The 17362-nt window shown below is 71.9% G+C and carries 13 protein-coding genes and 1 pseudogene; 7 read left to right on the forward strand and 7 right to left on the reverse strand.

All coding sequences use genetic code 11. From position 1 onward, the window contains the following. The first annotated feature begins 38 nt into the window (after positions 1-38). Positions 39-3404, forward strand: a complete 3366-nt coding sequence (locus RV983_RS14485; RefSeq protein ID WP_475986207.1) for a S8 family peptidase — start codon at positions 39-41, stop codon at positions 3402-3404. Positions 3405-3594: 190 nt separating this feature from the next. Next, on the forward strand, positions 3595-4539 hold the full coding sequence (locus tag RV983_RS14490) for a D-alanyl-D-alanine carboxypeptidase family protein (RefSeq protein WP_475986208.1): 945 nt from the start codon (positions 3595-3597) through the stop codon (positions 4537-4539). A gap of 116 nt (positions 4540-4655) precedes the next feature. Here the strand turns inward: RV983_RS14490 and RV983_RS14495 are convergent, their stop codons facing one another. Together RV983_RS14495 and RV983_RS14500 are read right to left on the reverse strand one after the other, a co-directional pair. Then, entirely contained in the window at positions 4656-5342 is a 687-nt protein-coding gene (locus RV983_RS14495) for an ABC transporter ATP-binding protein (protein ID WP_475986209.1), read from the reverse strand. Between the two features lie 99 nt (positions 5343-5441). Then, entirely contained in the window at positions 5442-6899 is a 1458-nt protein-coding gene (locus tag RV983_RS14500; RefSeq protein WP_475986210.1) for an ABC transporter permease, read from the reverse strand. Positions 6900-7431: 532 nt separating this feature from the next. Here RV983_RS14500 and RV983_RS14505 point away from each other — a divergent pair. Then, on the forward strand, positions 7432-8799 hold the full coding sequence (locus RV983_RS14505) for a hypothetical protein (RefSeq protein WP_475986211.1): 1368 nt from the start codon (positions 7432-7434) through the stop codon (positions 8797-8799). On the opposite strand, the gene RV983_RS14510 is transcribed toward RV983_RS14505, so the two are convergent. After that, the gene (locus RV983_RS14510) at positions 8787-8987 is read right to left on the reverse strand and encodes a hypothetical protein (RefSeq protein WP_475986212.1); all 201 of its coding nucleotides are present in this window, start codon (positions 8985-8987) and stop codon (positions 8787-8789) included. The genes RV983_RS14505 and RV983_RS14510 overlap by 13 nt on opposite strands. 28 nt (positions 8988-9015) lie before the next feature. Next, on the reverse strand, positions 9016-9162 hold the full coding sequence (locus RV983_RS14515) for a hypothetical protein (RefSeq protein ID WP_475986213.1): 147 nt from the start codon (positions 9160-9162) through the stop codon (positions 9016-9018). Positions 9163-9579: 417 nt separating this feature from the next. Between RV983_RS14515 and RV983_RS14520 the strand changes: the two genes are divergently transcribed. From RV983_RS14520 to RV983_RS14530, 3 genes are all read left to right on the forward strand, one after another. Then, positions 9580-10050: a hypothetical protein gene (locus RV983_RS14520; RefSeq protein ID WP_475986214.1), complete on the forward strand. Its 471-nt coding sequence runs from the start codon at positions 9580-9582 to the stop codon at positions 10048-10050. A 297-nt stretch (positions 10051-10347) separates the two neighbouring features. Next, positions 10348-11316 (forward strand): ATP-binding cassette domain-containing protein, encoded by a 969-nt coding sequence (locus tag RV983_RS14525; protein WP_475986215.1) that lies wholly within the window; start codon positions 10348-10350, stop codon positions 11314-11316. Further along, positions 11313-12104, forward strand: coding sequence for an ABC transporter permease (locus RV983_RS14530; protein WP_475986216.1), 792 nt, complete (start codon positions 11313-11315; stop codon positions 12102-12104). Before RV983_RS14525 ends, RV983_RS14530 begins: the two co-directional genes overlap by 4 nt. On the opposite strand, the gene RV983_RS14535 is transcribed toward RV983_RS14530, so the two are convergent. Then, positions 12085-15177, reverse strand: a complete 3093-nt coding sequence (locus tag RV983_RS14535; protein WP_475986217.1) for an ATP-binding protein — start codon at positions 15175-15177, stop codon at positions 12085-12087. The genes RV983_RS14530 and RV983_RS14535 overlap by 20 nt on opposite strands. Positions 15178-15421: 244 nt before the next feature. Beyond that, a pseudogene (locus RV983_RS14540) lies at positions 15422-15712 on the reverse strand (MMPL family transporter); the annotation flags it as partial. A 97-nt stretch (positions 15713-15809) separates the two neighbouring features. On the opposite strand from RV983_RS14540, the gene RV983_RS14545 reads away from it, so the two are divergent. Continuing rightward, positions 15810-16820, forward strand: coding sequence for an aldo/keto reductase (locus tag RV983_RS14545; protein ID WP_475986218.1), 1011 nt, complete (start codon positions 15810-15812; stop codon positions 16818-16820). A 6-nt stretch (positions 16821-16826) separates the two neighbouring features. On the opposite strand, the gene RV983_RS14550 is transcribed toward RV983_RS14545, so the two are convergent. Continuing rightward, positions 16827-17324: a GNAT family N-acetyltransferase gene (locus tag RV983_RS14550; RefSeq protein ID WP_475986219.1), complete on the reverse strand. Its 498-nt coding sequence runs from the start codon at positions 17322-17324 to the stop codon at positions 16827-16829. Positions 17325-17362 lie beyond the last annotated feature (38 nt).

A 17362-nucleotide genomic window follows, 5' to 3' on the forward strand; every position in this document is an offset into this window, starting at 1 on the left:
CGCGAGCGCGCGCCCGGGAATGAGGACTCCCGCGTGTCATGACCCAGACACCAGGGGAGAAGTTGCACGCACACTGGAGCAAGGCGCGCGCGTCAGCGCTCGCAGCGGGAATCGTCACGGTACTGACGGCAGGCGTCGCCCTGCCGGCCACCGCGGCAGGACCGGCGGGAACGCCGGGAGCACAGTCCCCGGCCGACGCCGTGACCGCCCGGCAGTCCACGGGGCGGACGTGGATCACCCTGATCACGGGTGACCAGGTCGCCGTGAACGCCAAGGGCGTGCCCACGGCCCTGAAGCGCGCCAAGGGCCGCGAGGGCATACCCGTCCAGACGCGCCGGCAGCACGGCCACGTCTACGTGGTCCCGCAGGACGCGGCGCAACTCGTCGCTCAGGGCCGGGTCGACCGCCGGCTCTTCGATGTGACCACCCTCAGCCGCGCCGAGTACCGCAAGGCGGCGCAGCGGCACGGCCTCGGGCTGATCGTCACGTACCGGGGCGGCACGCCGGAAGCCAAGTCCGAACTGCACGCGGCCGAGGGCGCGAAGGTCACGCACACCTTCTCGCGGCTGAACGGCGAGTCCGTCACCGCCCCGGAGAAGGACGCGGCCGACGTCTGGTCGGCGCTGACGAACGACAGAAACGATTCGCCGTACGCCTCCGCGGAGTCCGGCCTGGGCACGGTCTGGCTGAACGCGATCCAGAAGGCCGCGCTCGACAAGAGCGTGCCGCAGATCGGCGCGCCGACCGCGTGGAAGGCCGGTTACGACGGTACGGGCATCAAGATCGCCGTACTGGACACCGGAGTCGACACCCGCCACCCGGACCTGCCCACGGGCACCAAGGTGGTGAAGGCCGTGAACTTCTCGCAATCCGGCGACGCCACCGACCACTTCGGCCACGGCACCCACGTCGCCTCCATCGCGGCCGGCACCGGGGCGAAGTCGGGCGGGAAGTACAAGGGAGTCGCCCCGGGCGCGCAGATCATCAGCGGCAAGGTGCTGGACGACGACGGCTTCGGTGACGACGCCGGCATCATCAAGGGCCTGGAGTGGGCCGCCGCGCAGGGCGCCAGGATCGTCAACCTGAGCCTCGGCGACACCGACACCCCGGGCATCGACCCGATCGAAGAGACCGTCAACAGGCTGTCCGCCGGCGCGAATGCCCCGCTGTTCGTCATCGCGGCGGGCAACGAGGGCGACGGGGCCTCCACCGTCGGCTCGCCCGGCAGCGCCGACGCCGCGCTGACCGTCGGAGCCGTCGACAAGACCGACCGGCTCGCCGACTTCTCCTCGCGCGGCCCGCGGGTGGGCGACGGCGCGATCAAGCCCGATGTCACCGCCCCGGGCGTGGACATCACCGCGGCCGCGGCCAAGGGCAGTGCCATCGACACCGACCCGGAGGTCCCGCACCCGGCGGACGGCTACCTGACCATCTCCGGCACCTCCATGGCGACCCCGCACGTCGCGGGCGCCGCGGCGATCCTCGCCCAGGAGCACCCGGACTGGACGGGGCAGCAGATCAAGGACGTCCTCATCGGCTCCGCGGAGGACGGCGGCTACACCCCCTTCCAGCAGGGGTCCGGCCGGATCGACGTGGCCCGCGCGATCGGGCAGACGGTCGTCGCCGAGCCGGCGTCGCTCAACTTCGGCACGGCACTGTGGCCGCACAACGACGACCCCGCGATGGCGAAGACCGTCACCTACCGGAACTCCGGTCAGCAGGACGTCACGCTCGATCTGTCGCTCACCGGCCAGGGGCCGCGCGGCGGGGCCGCTCCCGCGGGCTTCTTCAGCCTCGACCAGCAGCAGGTGACCGTCCCCGCGGGCGGCACCGCAGAGGCGACCGTGACCGTCGACTCCACCCTCGGCGGCACCATCGACGGCGCCTACAGCGCCTACGTGGTGGCCACCGGTGGCGGCCAGAACGTCCGCACCGCGGCGGCCGTGGTCCGCGAGACCGAGTCGTACAACCTCACGATCAAGAACCTGGACCGCACCGGACACGCGGCCCCGGCCTTCGACACGATGGTCACCAACCTGGACGACTTCAGCTCCCAGGAGCTGACCGCCGGCACCACTACGGTGCGGGTGCCCAAGGGCACCTACAGCGTGGACAGTCTGATCATCAAGCTGAAGGCCGACGGCAAGACTCCGCAGAGCGTCGACTGGCTGACCCGCCCGGTGGTGAAGATCACCGGCGACACCGCGCTGACCTTCGACGCGCGCATCGCGAAGCCCTACGTCCTGAAGCTGCCCGACACCGCGGCCAAGCGGACCGATCTGTCGGTCGGCTACGACCTGTCCTACGGCGACGGCGGCAGCGGGCTGACCTACGACACCGGCGACATGGCCGACTTCCGTACCGCGCACGTCGGTCCCGCGCTCACCTCGTCCCAGTTCCAGGCGGCGGTGTCGGGCACCTTCGAGCACGGCTCGAAAATCTTCAACGTGGCCTACGGGCGCACCAAGTCCTTCTTCACGGGCTACACCAAAACCGTGGCGAGCGGTGACCTGGCCAAGATCGCCACCACTGCCGGTGCCCCGGCGGCGAAGAAGCTCGGCCTGCTGTTCACCGAACCCGAGGTCAACGCCGCCTTCCTCATGACGGGCAGCGTCGCCGTCCGGCTGCCGTACACCAGGACCGTGTACGTCAACGGCACCGGCGTCACCTGGGCCCAGCGGTTCCTGCAGATCGACGCCTCGGGCAACCCCGAAGCGGCCTGGTTCGTCGACGAGCACGCCTACACCAAGGGCAAGAGCTACAACCGCACCTGGAACGTCGGCGTCTTCGGCCCGAAGCTCGACTCCCTGTCGGGACTGTTCCGCTCGGGTGACGAGATCTTCGGCTATGTCGGCACCTTCGACGACGGATCCGGCCACGACGGCGGCTCCCTCTACGACAAGGCCGGCACGACCCTCTACCGGAACGGCACGAAGGTCAGGACCGCCGACGGCATGCTCGACGAGGGCGTCACCTTCGTCGTCCCGAGCGGCAAGGCCGGCTACCGCCTCAGCACCACGGTGACCCGCAGCAAGCCGGCCGCCGTCAGCACCAGGATCACCACGACCTGGACGTTCACCTCCCAGCGCGCCCAGGGGAGGCTGCCCGTCTCCGTGGTCCGCTTCACCCCGGCGCTCAGCACGTCGAGCACCTCCGGGGCCGGAATCACCAAGACCATCCCGGTCACGGTCCAGGGCGCGGCGGCAGGCTCCAACCTCAAGTCGCTGAAGGTGTACTGGTCCGTCGACGGCGGCGCGCACTGGAAGGCGCTCACCGTCAAGAGCGGCAAGGTGACGCTGAAGAACCCCAAGGCCGGCACGGGCGTCTCGCTCAGGGCCCTGGTGACCGACAAGAAGGGCAACACGCTCGACGAGTCGATCTACAACGCCTACCGCACGAAGTAGTCCGCGCGGCCGACCGGGCCCGGAGGCAAGCGCCTTCGGACGGCCCGCCCGGAACGGAAACCTCCGTTCCGGGCGGGCCGTCCGCGTTGTGTACGCGTCCCGTCACAATCCCCCTCCCTCGTACGGGTGTTCGCCGGCCGGTTGTCAGGATGTGCTGCCCGATCCCCTTCCATCGACCTATGGAGTTTCTTTGAGACTCGGCATCACGAGGACGCACCGGCTCGGCGCCGCGCTCCTGGCCTCCAGTGCCCTCGTCGTGGCGGCCCCGGTGGTGGCCCCCGCCCAGGCGGCCACGGTCAAGGCCCCGACGGTGACCGCCAGTGGCGCCTTCCTGCTCGACAGCACGGCGAACAAGACGCTGTGGAGCAAGGCCGCCGACACCAAGCGGCAGATGGCCAGCACCACCAAGGTGATGACGGCCACCGTCGTCCTCGGCACTCCCCACCTCGACCTGAACAAGCAGGTCACCATCAAGCAGGCCTACCGGGACTACGTGGTCCGCAACGGCGCCAGCACCGCCGACCTGAAGACCGGCGACAAGGTCACCGTCAAGCAGCTGCTCTACGCACTGATGCTGCCCTCGGGCTGCGACGCCGCCATGGCGCTCGCGGACACCTACGGCACCGGCAGCACCGTCGCGGCCCGCACCAGCTCGTTCGTCAAGAAGATGAACAGCACGGCCGCGGCGCTGAAAATGAAGAACACCAAGTACGACTCGTTCGACGGCATATCCTCGGCCGGCAGCAACTACACCACTCCGCGCGACGCGGCTGTGCTGGCCCGCAAGGCCATGTCGTACGTCAACTTCCGCAATGTCGTGAAGAGCGCGACGTCGGTGCAGAAGGCCACCAACGGCCGTACCTACACCTGGTACAACACCAACAAGCTCCTCGGCTCGTACAGCGGCGCCGTCGGCGTGAAGACCGGCACCGGCACCACGGCCGGACCCTGCCTGATCTTCGCCGCCACCCGCAACGGCCGCACCATCGTCGGCGTGCTGCTCCACAGCACCACCGGCGACAACCGCTTCGCCGACGCCACCAAGATGCTCAACTACGCCTTCGGCACGAGCAGCCGGTCCTCTGCCGGCACGCTGAGGCTGCGTTCGCTCCCGGCCGGCGCGCAGCGCGACTGACCCGGAAGCACCCCAACAGCTGAGGAATCCCTGGAGCCCGCCGAAGCGGGCTCCAGGGATTCGCCGTCTCCCAGCCGGGGGCCGGACCGCGGGGCGAGGGGCAAGGGGCGAGGCCGTCAGGCCGCGGGCGTGCGGTCGGAGACGGTGACCTGCCCCCGCTTGATCGTGGCGACGCGGGTCGCCCGCCGGGCGATGTGGGAGTCGTGGGTGACCAGGACGAAGGTCAGCCCGTACTCCTTCCACAGACCCTCGAGGAGCGCCAGGATCTCGTCGCGGGTGCCCTCGTCCAGGGCGCCGGTCGGTTCGTCGGCGAGCAGCACTTTCGGCTTCTTCACCAGTGCCCGTGCGATGGCGACGCGCTGCTGCTGACCGCCGGACAGCTCACCCGGCAGATGGTGGAGGCGGTCGCCGAGTCCCACCGAGTCGAGCGCCTCGGCGGCGCGGGCACGGCGCTCGGCGGCCTTGACGGCGAGCGGCACCAGAGCGGTCTCGACGTTCTCCTGCGCGGTGAGCGTGGGGATCAGGTTGAAGCTCTGGAAGATGATGCCGATGCTCTCCGCGCGGACCTTGGTCAGCCGGGTCTCGCTCAGCCCTGCGAGGTCGACGCCGTCGAGCTCGACCGAGCCGGAGGTCGGCTTGTCGAGGCCGCCCAGCATCTGCAGCAGGGTGGACTTGCCGCCGCCGGTCGGTCCCTGGATGACGAGCTGGTCGCCGTCCTCGATGACCAGGTCCACGCCGCGCAGCGCGTCCACGACGTCCTTGCCGCGCGCGTAGCGCTTGGTCACGCCGCTCAGCTTGTACATGAGATGACTCCTGAAGCCTGGGAGGAGAAGGGGGTGGGAGCCGCGCCCCGCCAGGGGGAGGTTCGGGGCGCGGCTCCCGTCTCGGGGAGGGAACCGCGGCTACTCGACGCGGCGCAGGGCGTCGGCGGGGCGCAGCCGGGAGGCGCGCCAGCCGCCGAAGGTGCCGGCGATCAGGCCGCCGGCGATCGCCAGCACCACCGCCACGACGATGGTGTTGACGCTGACCGGGGCCTCGAGCGCGATCTTGAGAACGTGGGACGCGGCCTGCCGGGTCGCTCCGCCCTGCGCGCCGCCGAAACCGCCACCGCCGAACCCGCCGCCACCGCTCGCGCCGCCACGGCCGACGGACGCCTCCAGGGTCGGGCTGATCGCGGTGATCAGGTAGGCGCAGCCGAGTCCGAGGGCGATGCCGAGCACGCCGCCGATGAGGCCGTTGACCAGGGCCTCGCCCATGACCTGGCGGGTGACGCGGCCGCTCTTCCAGCCGAGTGCCTTGAGCGTGCCGAACTCACGGACCCGGCGGCTGACCGCGGAGGACGTCAGCAGTCCGGCGACCAGGAACGCGGCGATGAGCACGGCGATCGACAGCCACTTGCCCACGTTGGTCGCCAGGTTGGATGCCGTGGACAGCGACCCGGACACCGTGGACGCCAGGTCCGAGGAGGTCGTGACCGTGGTGCCGGCGATGTTCTTCTGGATGGCCTGCTTCACCGTGCCGATCTTCTGGGAGTCGGCGGCCTTGACGTAGACGGTGGTGACCTTGTCCTTGGAGTCCGACAGCGTCTGCGCCTGCTGGAGCGGGATGTAGACGTTCGCGGTGGAGGAGCCGCTGTCGGCGGTCGCGACGCCGATCACGGAGAACGTGGTGCCGGAGATGGTGAGCGTCTTGCCCACCGACAGCTTCTTCTGCTTCGCGTACGCGCTGTCGAGGACCGCGACCTTGGCATCGCCCTGCGCCGCGGTGAAGGTCTTCCCGGAGGTGATCTTCGAGGAGGTCAGCGGGCCGAGGTCCATGTGCGCCACGTCGGTGCCGTAGAGCGTGAAGTTGTCGATGCCGAAGTTGGCGCCGCCGCCGCGCACCGTGCCCTGCGGCCGGTTGCCGCCGAACCCGCCGCCCTGCCGGCCGCCGTTCTGGGACTGGTGGAACTGCCCGCGCTGGAACTGGCCGTTGATCTTGATGACGACCAGGCTGAGGCCGCCGACGGCCTGCTTGACCCCGGTCTGCCCCGCGACGTCGCTCACCACGGAGGACTTCAGCGTGGTGAAGCCCTGGACCATGACGCGGTCACTGTTCTGCTCCTTGTCGTCGCCGCGCGCGTCGAACTGGAACCGCGGACGCTCCGCGCCCGCCGAGGACGGATCGGCGGCCTTGGTGACGGTCATGTCCGTGCCCAGGCCGTAGAGCGACTGGAGCACCTTGCCCTGGGCCTGCGTCATGCCCGCCGCCACCGAGTTGACGGTGATGACCAGCGCGATACCGAGGGCGAGGCCCATCGCGATGACGAGCGCCGCTTTTCTGCGGCGACGGAGTTCGCGCCGGAGATACGTGAAGAACATGCGATTCCTCGCCGAGTTCGGAAGCCGGGGAACGGGAGGGAGAACAGGGTCTCGATCCCGCTGTCGCGACGGTAGAAACCGGCTGTGATGAGAGCGTGAGGCGGGGATGAGAGGGCGATGAGAAACCCGCGCCCTCCGCCGCCGCGCTCGCCGCGTCCCGCCGGCCGTGCTCAGTACGGGGCGGTGCGGGTGCCTCCTGCCGGGGGCCGCCGGCCGAACGGCCGCCGGGTGCGCTCAAGTTGCCGGTGACGGTCCCCCGGCCCGCCTCGATCGTCGCCGCCCGCGGGGCGTGCCGGGCGACGGGGGAAGTCGTGGGTGACCCGGACGAAGGCCGGCCCGTGCTCCGATGAGGACCGTGCATCACCTTGGACACGGAACACCCCTGAGCGGCCACGGCGAGAAGCCATGGCTGAGGATTTACGGAAGGCTGAGCACACACGTGGACCGGATGAGAAGGTCGGTGCCTGGATGGGAAGCGTTCTCACGTGCGCTTGAGGGTTCGCGCGGCCATGCACGATGGGGAGAGCCAGAGATGACGGACGGAACGCCGTGGGGCGGGGACGGTCACGGCAGTCGCCGGGGGTTCGGCGACGGCTCCGGACCGGTGCGCGCGCCGGGATACGGGCCCGCGGGCCAGGGCGGGGACGACGGCTTCGGCCCGCTTCCCCCGTCGTCCCACGGCCCCGCGCAAACGTCGCACCCGGCGATGCCCGCGTACGCACCACCGCCTCCCGCCCGGCCCCGGCGCGCCGCCCTGCTCCTGGCCCTCGCCGGTGTCGCCACCGCCGTGCTGGTGGCCGGGCTCCTCATAGCGAACCCCTGGAGCGACGGTTCGGCGGGGACGGCCTCGGGCCGGCCGGCGGCCGGCAAGGACTCGGCCGCGGACGCCGCGCGGATGCTGCGCGAGGCCGCGGACAACCTGGAGGAGGCCCAGGTGCTGTCGTACCGGGGTGAGTTCGCCCGCGACCCGGGAACGGCCACGCCCTTCGACCTCCAGACCACCCCGGGCGGATGGGGCCGCGGCTCCCTCGGCGACGAGGGCCAGACCGTCCGGATGCTCACCGCCGGCGACAACCGGCTGGCCAAGGCGGACGCCGCGTACTGGAGACTCCGCGGCTACTCCGGCGACCTGCTGGACCGGATCTCCGGCCATTGGCTCGACGCGGCCTCCGACCTCCCCGAGATCGACGACCTGACGGCCCCGCTGGCCCCCGCCAACGTCGCCGGTCTGCTCCGGGACGCGGCCGGCACCGCGTCCTCGTCCACCGCCTCCCCGACCCGGGTGGCCGGCCGGGCCGCCACCTTGCTGTCCACTCCCGGCGGCCTCTTCTCCATCAGCGACTCCTCGCCCCACACCCTGCTCCGCCTGGCCTCCGGCTCCTCCCCCGCCGCGACCGGGCCGCTCCGGCTGGCCGACGGCACGGACACCTCCGTCTCCGCGCTCTCCGGCACCGACCGCGAGGCCTTCACCACCGGCATCGAACGGGACCTGACGGACCTGAAGACCGCGGTCGACCCCACGGTCACCTTCACCACGGTCGGAAAGGCGCGCTTCTCCCCCTGCGGCAGCACCAGTTGCACGGCCCGCTTCACTCTCCAGAACTCCGCGTACGGGTCGGCGGCCGCGGAAGCCACCGCCGACGCCCCGGTCCACGCGGAGATCACCATCGACATCACGCTCGACGGCAGGAAGATCAAGCGCTGCGCCTACCAGCGGACGATGAAGCCCTCCGGCTCGCTCGCACTGACCTGTACGGCCTCCTACAGCGCCGCCACGACCAGCGAGCACACCGTCCGGGGCCTGCCCGCCGCCTGGGCGCGGGCCGTCCCGGACGACGAACTCGCCCGATTGCGTGCGGACTTCGCCAAGGGCACGGCGACCGGCGGTCAGGCGGCCTGACCCGCGTGGGGCAGCCGGGCCCTGCCGCCGTCGAGAGTGACGTGCAGACCCTCGGCGGTCACCTGCGCCGAGGCGGCCCGGAGCGCCGGCGGGTAGGCGCCGCCCGGCGTCCGTCCGGCGTCCGTCCGGCGTCCGTCCGGCGAGGCGGGTCTGCCCAGGAGGACGGCTCCGGTCACGGTGAGCGTCACCCGGCCGTCCACCACAAGGGGCGTAGGGTCACCTCGCCCAGCCCGCCGCCGAGTTCGAGGCCCAGGGTGCCGGCGGCGGGATCGGGCGCACCGCGGTCACCGGCAGGCCGCCCTGCCCGGCTCCCGCGGCCAGCGACGCGGCGGGGAACCGGAGGTCGGCGTGCGTCGTGGCCACGCACGCCGGGACAGCGAGGGCCGTTCCATCCCGTGCCGCGAACGACGACGGCCCCGGCGTGCGCGCCCTGCGCGACGACGGACGAAACGGGCCGCGGATGGCCCGCCACGGCCGGGACCGGGGGATCCCGGCCGGTCCGGCCGAACTGCTCCCCGTGATAGCGGTGGTCGGGCGGGACGGGCGGGCTTGGCGGTGAGAGCGGTCCGGCGGGCATGCGCCGCCGGCACGGGCTGCTTCCCGACTCCCGTCCGCCGAAAGGCTGATCGCGGCCGCGACCGGCTGTGTGTCGCCGACCGGTTTCACTGCCGTCGGCACCCCTGAAAACGCCGTGAAACGGCGATGAACGGCGGGGCGGTCACGCTCTGCGGCATGACGACGACGGCCCCGCGAGGGGTAGCGACCGGGGAGGGGACCACCATGAACGGCCTGCGACTGATCCGCCGTCACGCGGCGGCCTTCGTGCGCTTCGCCGGGCTGGGCTGCGCGGTCACCCTGGCGGCCTCGGCGGCCCTGGTGCTGCTCTCCCAGTGGATCCCGTGGATGGCGGCCAACGTGCTGACCACCGTCGCCTCGACCGTGGTCGCCACCGAACTGCACGCGCGGGTCTCGTTCGGCCACGGACGGCCCGGGCTGGCCGGTCACGTGAAGAGCGCGGGCACCGTCGCTGTCGGCTGGCTGGTGACCTCCACCGCGGTCGGCGCACTGGACGCGCTCCGCCCTGGCGCCGGGCTCGTCGTGCAGCAGGCGGTGTACCTGTCGGCCACCGCGCTCGTCGGGGTCGGCCGCTACCGCGTGCTGCGGCTGTCCGTTTTCGCGGAGCGCGTCCCGCCGCGGCCGCGAACCGGCGGCGGCGTCCGGCTGCGGCCCGCGTTGGACGCGGGGGCGTGAACCGGCTGGACGCGTCGGTCGGCACCTCCTGCCAATGCACCGGTTGCGCAAGGGCCCTCATCGATGCCGATGGGGGCCCTTGTGCCGGCTTTCGCGGCCTTCCCGTCCCGCGCCTTCGAGGGTGCTCAGGCCACCGGCGGTGGTGCGCTGTCCCGAGCCGGCGGGGCTGCCCTGCAAGATCCCCACCTGCCGCAGCCGCTCTGCCGACCTGCGCGTTTCACCGCGTATCCGGTTGGCGCCGACCGGTGAAACCACGCTGAAAGGTCGTTGAACGCGGCGCCCCGCAGACTCCGGGGCATGACGACAACGACCCACGCATCCGCCATCGCGGCCACGGGGCTGCGGAAGTCCTTCGGGGACAAGCCGGTCCTCGACGGCATCGACCTGCACGTGCCCGCGGGCACGGTCTTCGCCCTCCTGGGCCCGAACGGCGCCGGCAAGACCACCGCTGTCAAGATCCTCTCCACTCTCATCACCGCCGACGCCGGTGAGGTCCGTGTCGCCGGCCACGACATCGCCGCCGACCCGCAGGCGGTACGTGCCGCGATCGGTGTCACGGGGCAGTTCTCCGCGGTCGACGGCCTGATCACCGGCGAGGAGAACATGCTCCTGATGGCGGATCTGCACCACCTGTCCAAGCGCGAGGGGCGGCGGGTAGCCGCCGAACTGCTGGAGCGGTTCGACCTGACCGAGGCCGCGAGGAAGCCCGCCTCCACCTACTCCGGCGGCATGAAGCGGCGCCTGGACATCGCCATGACCCTGGTCGGGAGCCCGCGGATCATCTTCCTCGACGAGCCGACCACCGGCCTCGACCCGCGTAGCCGCCACACCATGTGGCAGATCATCCGCGAGCTGGTCTCGAGCGGTGTCACCGTCTTCCTCACCACCCAGTACCTGGAGGAGGCCGACGAACTCGCCGACCGGATCGCGGTGATGAACGACGGGAAGATCGCCGCCGAGGGCACCGCGGAGGAGCTGAAGCGGCTCATCCCGGGCGGGCACGTACGGCTCCGCTTCACCGACCCGGACGCGTTCCGGTCCGCCGCCGACCGGCTGCGCGAGGTGACCCGGGACGACGAGGCCCTGACGCTGCAGATCCCGAGCGGCGGCAGCCAGCGCGAGCTGCGTTCCATCCTCGACTGGCTGGACACCGCCGGCGTCGAGGCGGACGAGCTGACCGTGCACACCCCGGACCTCGACGACGTGTTCTTCGCGCTGACCGCCCCGGCCACCGTCCCCAACCAGTCCAAGGAGAACGTCCGATGAACGCCCTCTCCCTCGCGGTCCGCGACTCGAGCACGATGCTGCGCCGCAATCTGCTGCACGCGCGCCGCTACCCGTCCGCCACCCTGAATCTGCTGCTCGCGCCGATCATGCTGCTGCTGTTGTTCGTGTATATCTTCGGCGACGTGATGAGCGCGGGCATCGGAGGCGGCGGCGCCGATCGCTCGGAGTACATCGCCTACATCGTGCCGGGCATCGTGATGATGACGGTCGGCAGCACCGTGATCGGGGCGGCGGTGTACATCTCCATGGACATGAGCGAGGGCCTCATCGCCCGCTTCCGTACGATGGCGATCCACCGCGGCTCTGTGATCATCGGGCACGTGGTGGGCAGCGTGCTGCAGTGCATCGCCAGCGTGGTCCTGGTCGGTGTCATCGCCGTGGCCATCGGCTTCCGGTCGACGGACGCCACGCCCCTGGAGTGGCTGGCGGCGTTCGGGCTGCTGGTGATGTTCTCGCTGGCGTTCACCTGGGTCGCGGTCGGTATCGGTATGGCCAGCCCGAACGCCGAGGCGGCCGCCAACAGCGCGCAGCCGCTGATCCTCCTCCCGCTCATCTCGAGCGCGTTCATCCCGGCGGACACGATGCCGGGCTGGTTCCAGCCGATCGCCGAGTACCAGCCGTTCACCCCGGCGATAGAGACCCTGCGGGGACTGCTGCTCGGCACGGAGATCGGCAGCAACGGGTGGATCGCGGTCGCGTGGTGCGCCGGTCTGACGGTGCTCGGCTACCGCTGGTCGACGGCGCAGTTCAACCGCGATCCGAAATGAGCGTGCGGGCTGCCTCCCGCAGTTCGTCCCGCCTCAGGGCGGCGTACTCCGACATCGCGTCGGCGTACGCCGCCCCGTCGGCGTCTTCGGCGGCGCGCCGGGCGCGGTCGAGGGACATCGTGGGCTGGAACACCTGTGAGACGTGGAGTCGTTCGGCCAGGGCCAGCAGCCGTACCGCGGACGTGTCGCCTGAGGCGAGCCGGGCGAGGCCGAGGGCCAGGACGTGGGTGCCGTGGGTCAGGACCTCCGTGGGCGGGCGGGAGTCGTCGGCGAGCAGCGTACGCAGCCGGTCCTCCAGCTCGGTCACGAGACCGGCGACCGGCTCCAGCCGCCCGGCGTACGCGTGCGCGGCAACCGCGTGGGATCGGATCGCCCGCGCCCAGGCGTCCATGGAGGGGTCGGCGGGCGGTTCGTCGCTTGCGCGTATCCGCTCGACGGCCGTCCGCCATTGCTTGAGACCGAGTTCGGTGAGCCCGCGGGCGAGCGCGATCTCGGCCCAGGCGGCCTGGTCCGAGGTGAAGTCCGAGGTCTGCTCGTCCGGGCTCCGCTCGACCCGCCGTAGCCACTGCTCGGCCTCGTCCGGCTCGCCGCGTTGCAGGCATGCCAGGACAAGGCCGCGGCGCAGCCCCGTGGTGGGTGACTGGTCGCTGAGGTGCGTCAAGGTGTCCAGTGCTGCGAGCAGATGCCGGTACGCCTCGTCGCCGAGGCCGGCGTCGGCGCACAGTTCGCTGCTGCGGGAGTGGCCGAGCAGTCCGAGCGTCGGGTTGGGTACCGCGTCGACCATGGCGAGCATCCGGCGGGCGGAGGACAATGCGCGCTCCGGCTCGTACTCGTACTCCCATAGGTAGCTGGCCACGCACTCGGCGATGCCCGCCAGCAAGGGCGCTTCGCTCGCGCACAGTTCCTGCAGGGCCTCGTAGCCGGGCGGGCGCATGTCCGGGATCGCGCTCAGTACGACGGCGAGTGCTCGCAGCAGGGTGTCCGGCTTCGCGGGGGGCATCCGGCGCAGGACGAGGAAGTGGCGTGGCCCGGGCGGGCCGTACCCGATGAAGGGGGCGGCGGCGCAGATGGCGCAGAGGGTGCGGGTGACGTCGGTGTGCTGGGAGTCCGGGCGGTAGTGCGACAGTGGTGCCGCGGTGTCGGCGGCCAGGGTGAGGACTCGGTGGAAGCTCGCGGAGTCGGTGAGCCAGACGCCGGCCAGCACCGCGCCGGCCGCCGCGGTGGTGGCGTGGTCCTCGCGGGCGAGGGCGAGGCGCAGGGCGAGCACGAGGTTGTCCTGCTCGGCGCGCAGCCGCGCCCAGTGCCGCAGCGGTTCGAGGCCGAACAAGGCGTCGTGGTTGGTGAGTCCGAAGGCGCGCGCCCAGTCCAGGAACCGGTCGGTGACCGCCTGCTCCTCCCCGGCCGCCGCCCGGCGGGCGGCGCTGAACTCCCGCACCGTCTCCAGCATGTGGAAGCGGATCCCGGCCGTGGTGTCGGCGACCTTCAGCAGCGACTGGTCGACCAGTTGCTCCAGCAGGTAGGGCGCGTCGCCGTCCTCGCCGAGCAGGTGTTCCGCCGCGTCCTCGGTGAAGCCGCCGGGGAAGACCGACAGCGCCCGCAGTGCCGCCCGGGCGTCTTCCTCCAGCAGGTTCCAGCTCCACTCGACGACCGCGTGCAGGGTGCGGTGGCGTTCGGGTGCGTCCCGGGTCCCGCCGCGCAGCAGCGCGAACCGGTCGCCGAGGCGGCGGGTGATCTCGGGAACGGTCAGCACCCGTACCCGTGCCGCGGCCAGCTCCACGGCGAGCGGCAGCCCGTCCAGGTGGCGGCACAGCTCCGCCACCGCGGCGGGCGGGAGTTCGACGTGGTGGCGGGCGGCCCGGGCCCGGTGCTCGAAGAGCTCGATCGAGGTTGCCAGGCTCAGTTGCGGCAGCTGGTAGACCGCTTCGGAGCTCAGCCCGAGCGGTGCCCTGCTGGTGACCAGCACCCGCAGGTCCCTGGACAAGGCCACCAGCTCGCGTACCAGGTCGGCGGTGCCCTGGACGACCTGCTCGCAGTTGTCCAGCACGAGCAGTGCGGGTTCGGTGCCGAGCGCGGCGACGATCTTGGCGGGCGCGTCCGACCCTCCGCCCAGCGCGGACGCCACCTCGCCGGCGACGTCCTCGTTCATGCTGACTCCGGCCAGCGAGATGAAGTGCACCGTCCGCTGCTCCGCCTGGCGGCTGACGGCGTGCGCGAGGCGAGTCTTGCCCAGCCCCCCGGGGCCGACGATCGAGGTCAGCCGCGAGGAGCGCAGCAGCCCGGCCACGGCCGCGAGATCCTCGTGCCGCCCCAGCAGCGGATTCGGATCGTGCGGCACCCCGTACCGGACCGTGGGGGCCTCGGCCTGCAGCAGCAGCTGATGCACGGCCTTGAGGCCGGGGCCCGGGTTGGTGCCGAGGTCGTCGCGGAGTTCGCGCCGGTACGTGTCGTAGCGGGCGAGCGCCGCCGAAGGCCCGGCCGTGGCCGCCTCGGCGCCCAGCAGTTCGGCCAGTACCTCCTCGTCGCGGGGGGTCCGGGCGAAGACCTCGGTGAGCGGCGACATGGCCTCGGCCCGTCGTCCCAGCCGGGCGAGGGCGAGCGCGCGGGAGCGTACGAGGGAGTCGTAGAGCGGCGCCCGCTCGGCCCGCAGTTCCGCCACCGGGTCACCCGGTACGGCCTCGGCGTCCGGTGCGGTGTCCCAGAAGGCCAAGCCCTCCTCGGCACCGGCGAGGGCGGCGGTGTGATCCCCGGCCCGGGTGTGCCGGGCGCTCGCCTCGGCACACGTCACCACCGCCGAACTGTCGACCTGTTCCGCGCCCAGCGCCAGCCGGTAGCCGGTCGGCGTGCTGACGATGACGTCGGCCCCGAGCTGGGAGCGGGCCCTGGACACCAGGATCCGCAGCGCGTTGGCGGGGTTGGCCGGCAGCTCGTCCCCCCACAGTCCGTCCACGAGGCGCGTGGTGCTGCATCCGGAGCGCAGCTCGGCCGCGAGCAGCGCGAGCAGCCCGCGCAGCCGGGGCGCGGTGATCTCCTGTCCGCGGTAGGCCACGCGCGACAGGAGAGTCAGGTCGGTCATCACTCGGTCAGGCTATCGACAGCGGTTGTCTGCACGGCTGTTCAGGGCCGGGGAGGTGCTGGGCGGGGGTGGAGTCGCAAGGGCAGCGGCAGTCGGGGGTGCCCCCGTGTCTTGGGCCGAGGTGGATCGGTGCTGGTCGAGCGTCTGGAACGACGTCCCGTGCCTGCTGATGACCAGGTCGGCGAGGGTGTCTCTGCGGACCTCGCGGTGTTTCTCCGGAACGCTGCCGACGGCCGTCCGGTGAAGATCGTTCCTTCGGTCCGTGCTCCAGCCGGGCCTCGCGGATGCGCGAGAGCAGGAAGACCTCGTAGTCCGTGGAGAGCCCGAAGACGATGGCGAACATCGTCATCGGGACGTACGACTCCACCGGCACGGTCCCGGTGACACCGAGTCAGGAGGCGCCCCACCCCATTGGAAGGCGGCGACGACGACGCCGTAGGCCGCCCCGATGGACAGCAGGTTGAGCAGCGCGGCCTTCGCCCACGAGCAGGCCGCGGAAGACGGTGAGGAGCAGCAGGAACGCCGCCGCCCCGACGCACCCTTGCCCCATTGGAGTTGACGCGGCAGGGCCGGAGCGCACCACCCCGGACCCCCTTGCCGTGAGTCCGCTCGAAGGCGTTGGCTGGTCGTCCATGGAGTACACGCAGCTGGGCCGTACCGGCCTGAAGGTCGGCCGTATCGTGCTGGGCACGATGAACTTCGGCGGGCAGACGGACGAGCAGGACAGCCACCGGATCATGGACGCGGCGCTGGACGCGGGCGTCAACTTCTTCGACACGGCGGACATCTACGGCACGGCCGAGGAGAAGGGCCTGACGGAGAAGGTCATCGGCAGGTGGTTCGCCGGCGGTGCCGGCCGCCGCGACAAGGTCGTCCTCGCGACGAAGATGTACGGGAACATGTCGGCCGACGGAAAGGCCTGGCACGAGCAGTCCTGGCCCAACCACGACCGGCTCTCCGCGCTCCACATCCGGCGGGCGGCGGAGGCGAGCCTGCGCCGGCTCGGCACGGACCACATCGACATCTACCAGTTCCACCACATCGACCGGGCGACTCCCTTCGAGGAGATCTGGCAGGCGGTCGACGTGCTGATCCGCCAGGGAAAGATCCTCTACGCCGCCTCCTCGAACTTCCCCGGCTACAAGATCGCGCAGGCCAACGAGATCGCCGCGAACCGCGGCATGGTGGGCCTGGTCAGCGAGCAGTGCCTGTACAACCTGGCCGAGCGGCGGGCCGAGGCGGACGTGATCCCGGCGGCCCGGGCGTACGGCCTCGGGGTGATCCCGTGGTCGCCGCTGCACCAGGGGCTGCTGGGCGGCGCCCTGCGCAAGGAGCGCGAGAACAGCGGCTCGCGCACCAAGGCGGGCCGTTCGGCGGCGGGGCTGGCCGATCCGGCCGTGCGGGCCCGGGTCCAGGCGTACGAGGACCTGCTGGACAAGCACGGGCTGGAGCCGGGCGAAGTGGCCCTGGCCTGGCTGCTGACCCGGCCGGGGGTGACGGGGCCGATCGTCGGGCCGCGCACGATGGAGCAGTTCGCGTCGGCACTGCGGGCGGCGGAACTGGAGCTGGACGCGGAGCTGCTGGCCGGGCTGGACGAGATCTTCCCGGGGCCGGGGCCCGCCCCGGAGTCGTTCGCCTGGTGATTTCCGTCACGCCGCGCCCGCTGGGAGCCGCTTCGCCATGAGGCGCTCCGGGCGGCCGTCGGGCATGCTGCCCACGGGATCGGCGGTGAACGCGAAACCGTTGCGGCGGTAGAGCGCGGCGGCCGGCTCGTTGCCGTCCGCGACGGCGAGGGTGAGCACCGCGGCGCCGGTCCCCGCGGCCCAGGTCTCGACGGCCCGGATCAGCAGGTCGCCCACGCCGTGGCCGCGCGCGTCACGCGCCACCCACATCGAGATCAGTTCGGTGGCGCCGGGGCTCTCGCCCGGGACGCCGCTCGCCATGCCGGAGGGGACCCCGTCGAGCAGGGCGGCAAGGTGGGTGCCGGGCAGGGCGAGCCGGTCGCGCCAGCGCTCCTCGCGGTCCCCCGCGCCCTGCCAGTCGGCGAGCCGGGAGCCGAAGGCGTGCGGCGCGTCGGCGAGGGCGGCCAGCCGCATCCCGCGCCACAGCCGCCAGTCCTCCGGGGTGAGCATCCTCAGTTCGGTCATCCGGGCAGGTTGCCGTCGGGCGGGACCCGACGGCAACC

The sequence above is a fragment of the Streptomyces sp. RLA123 genome (assembly GCF_056270165.1).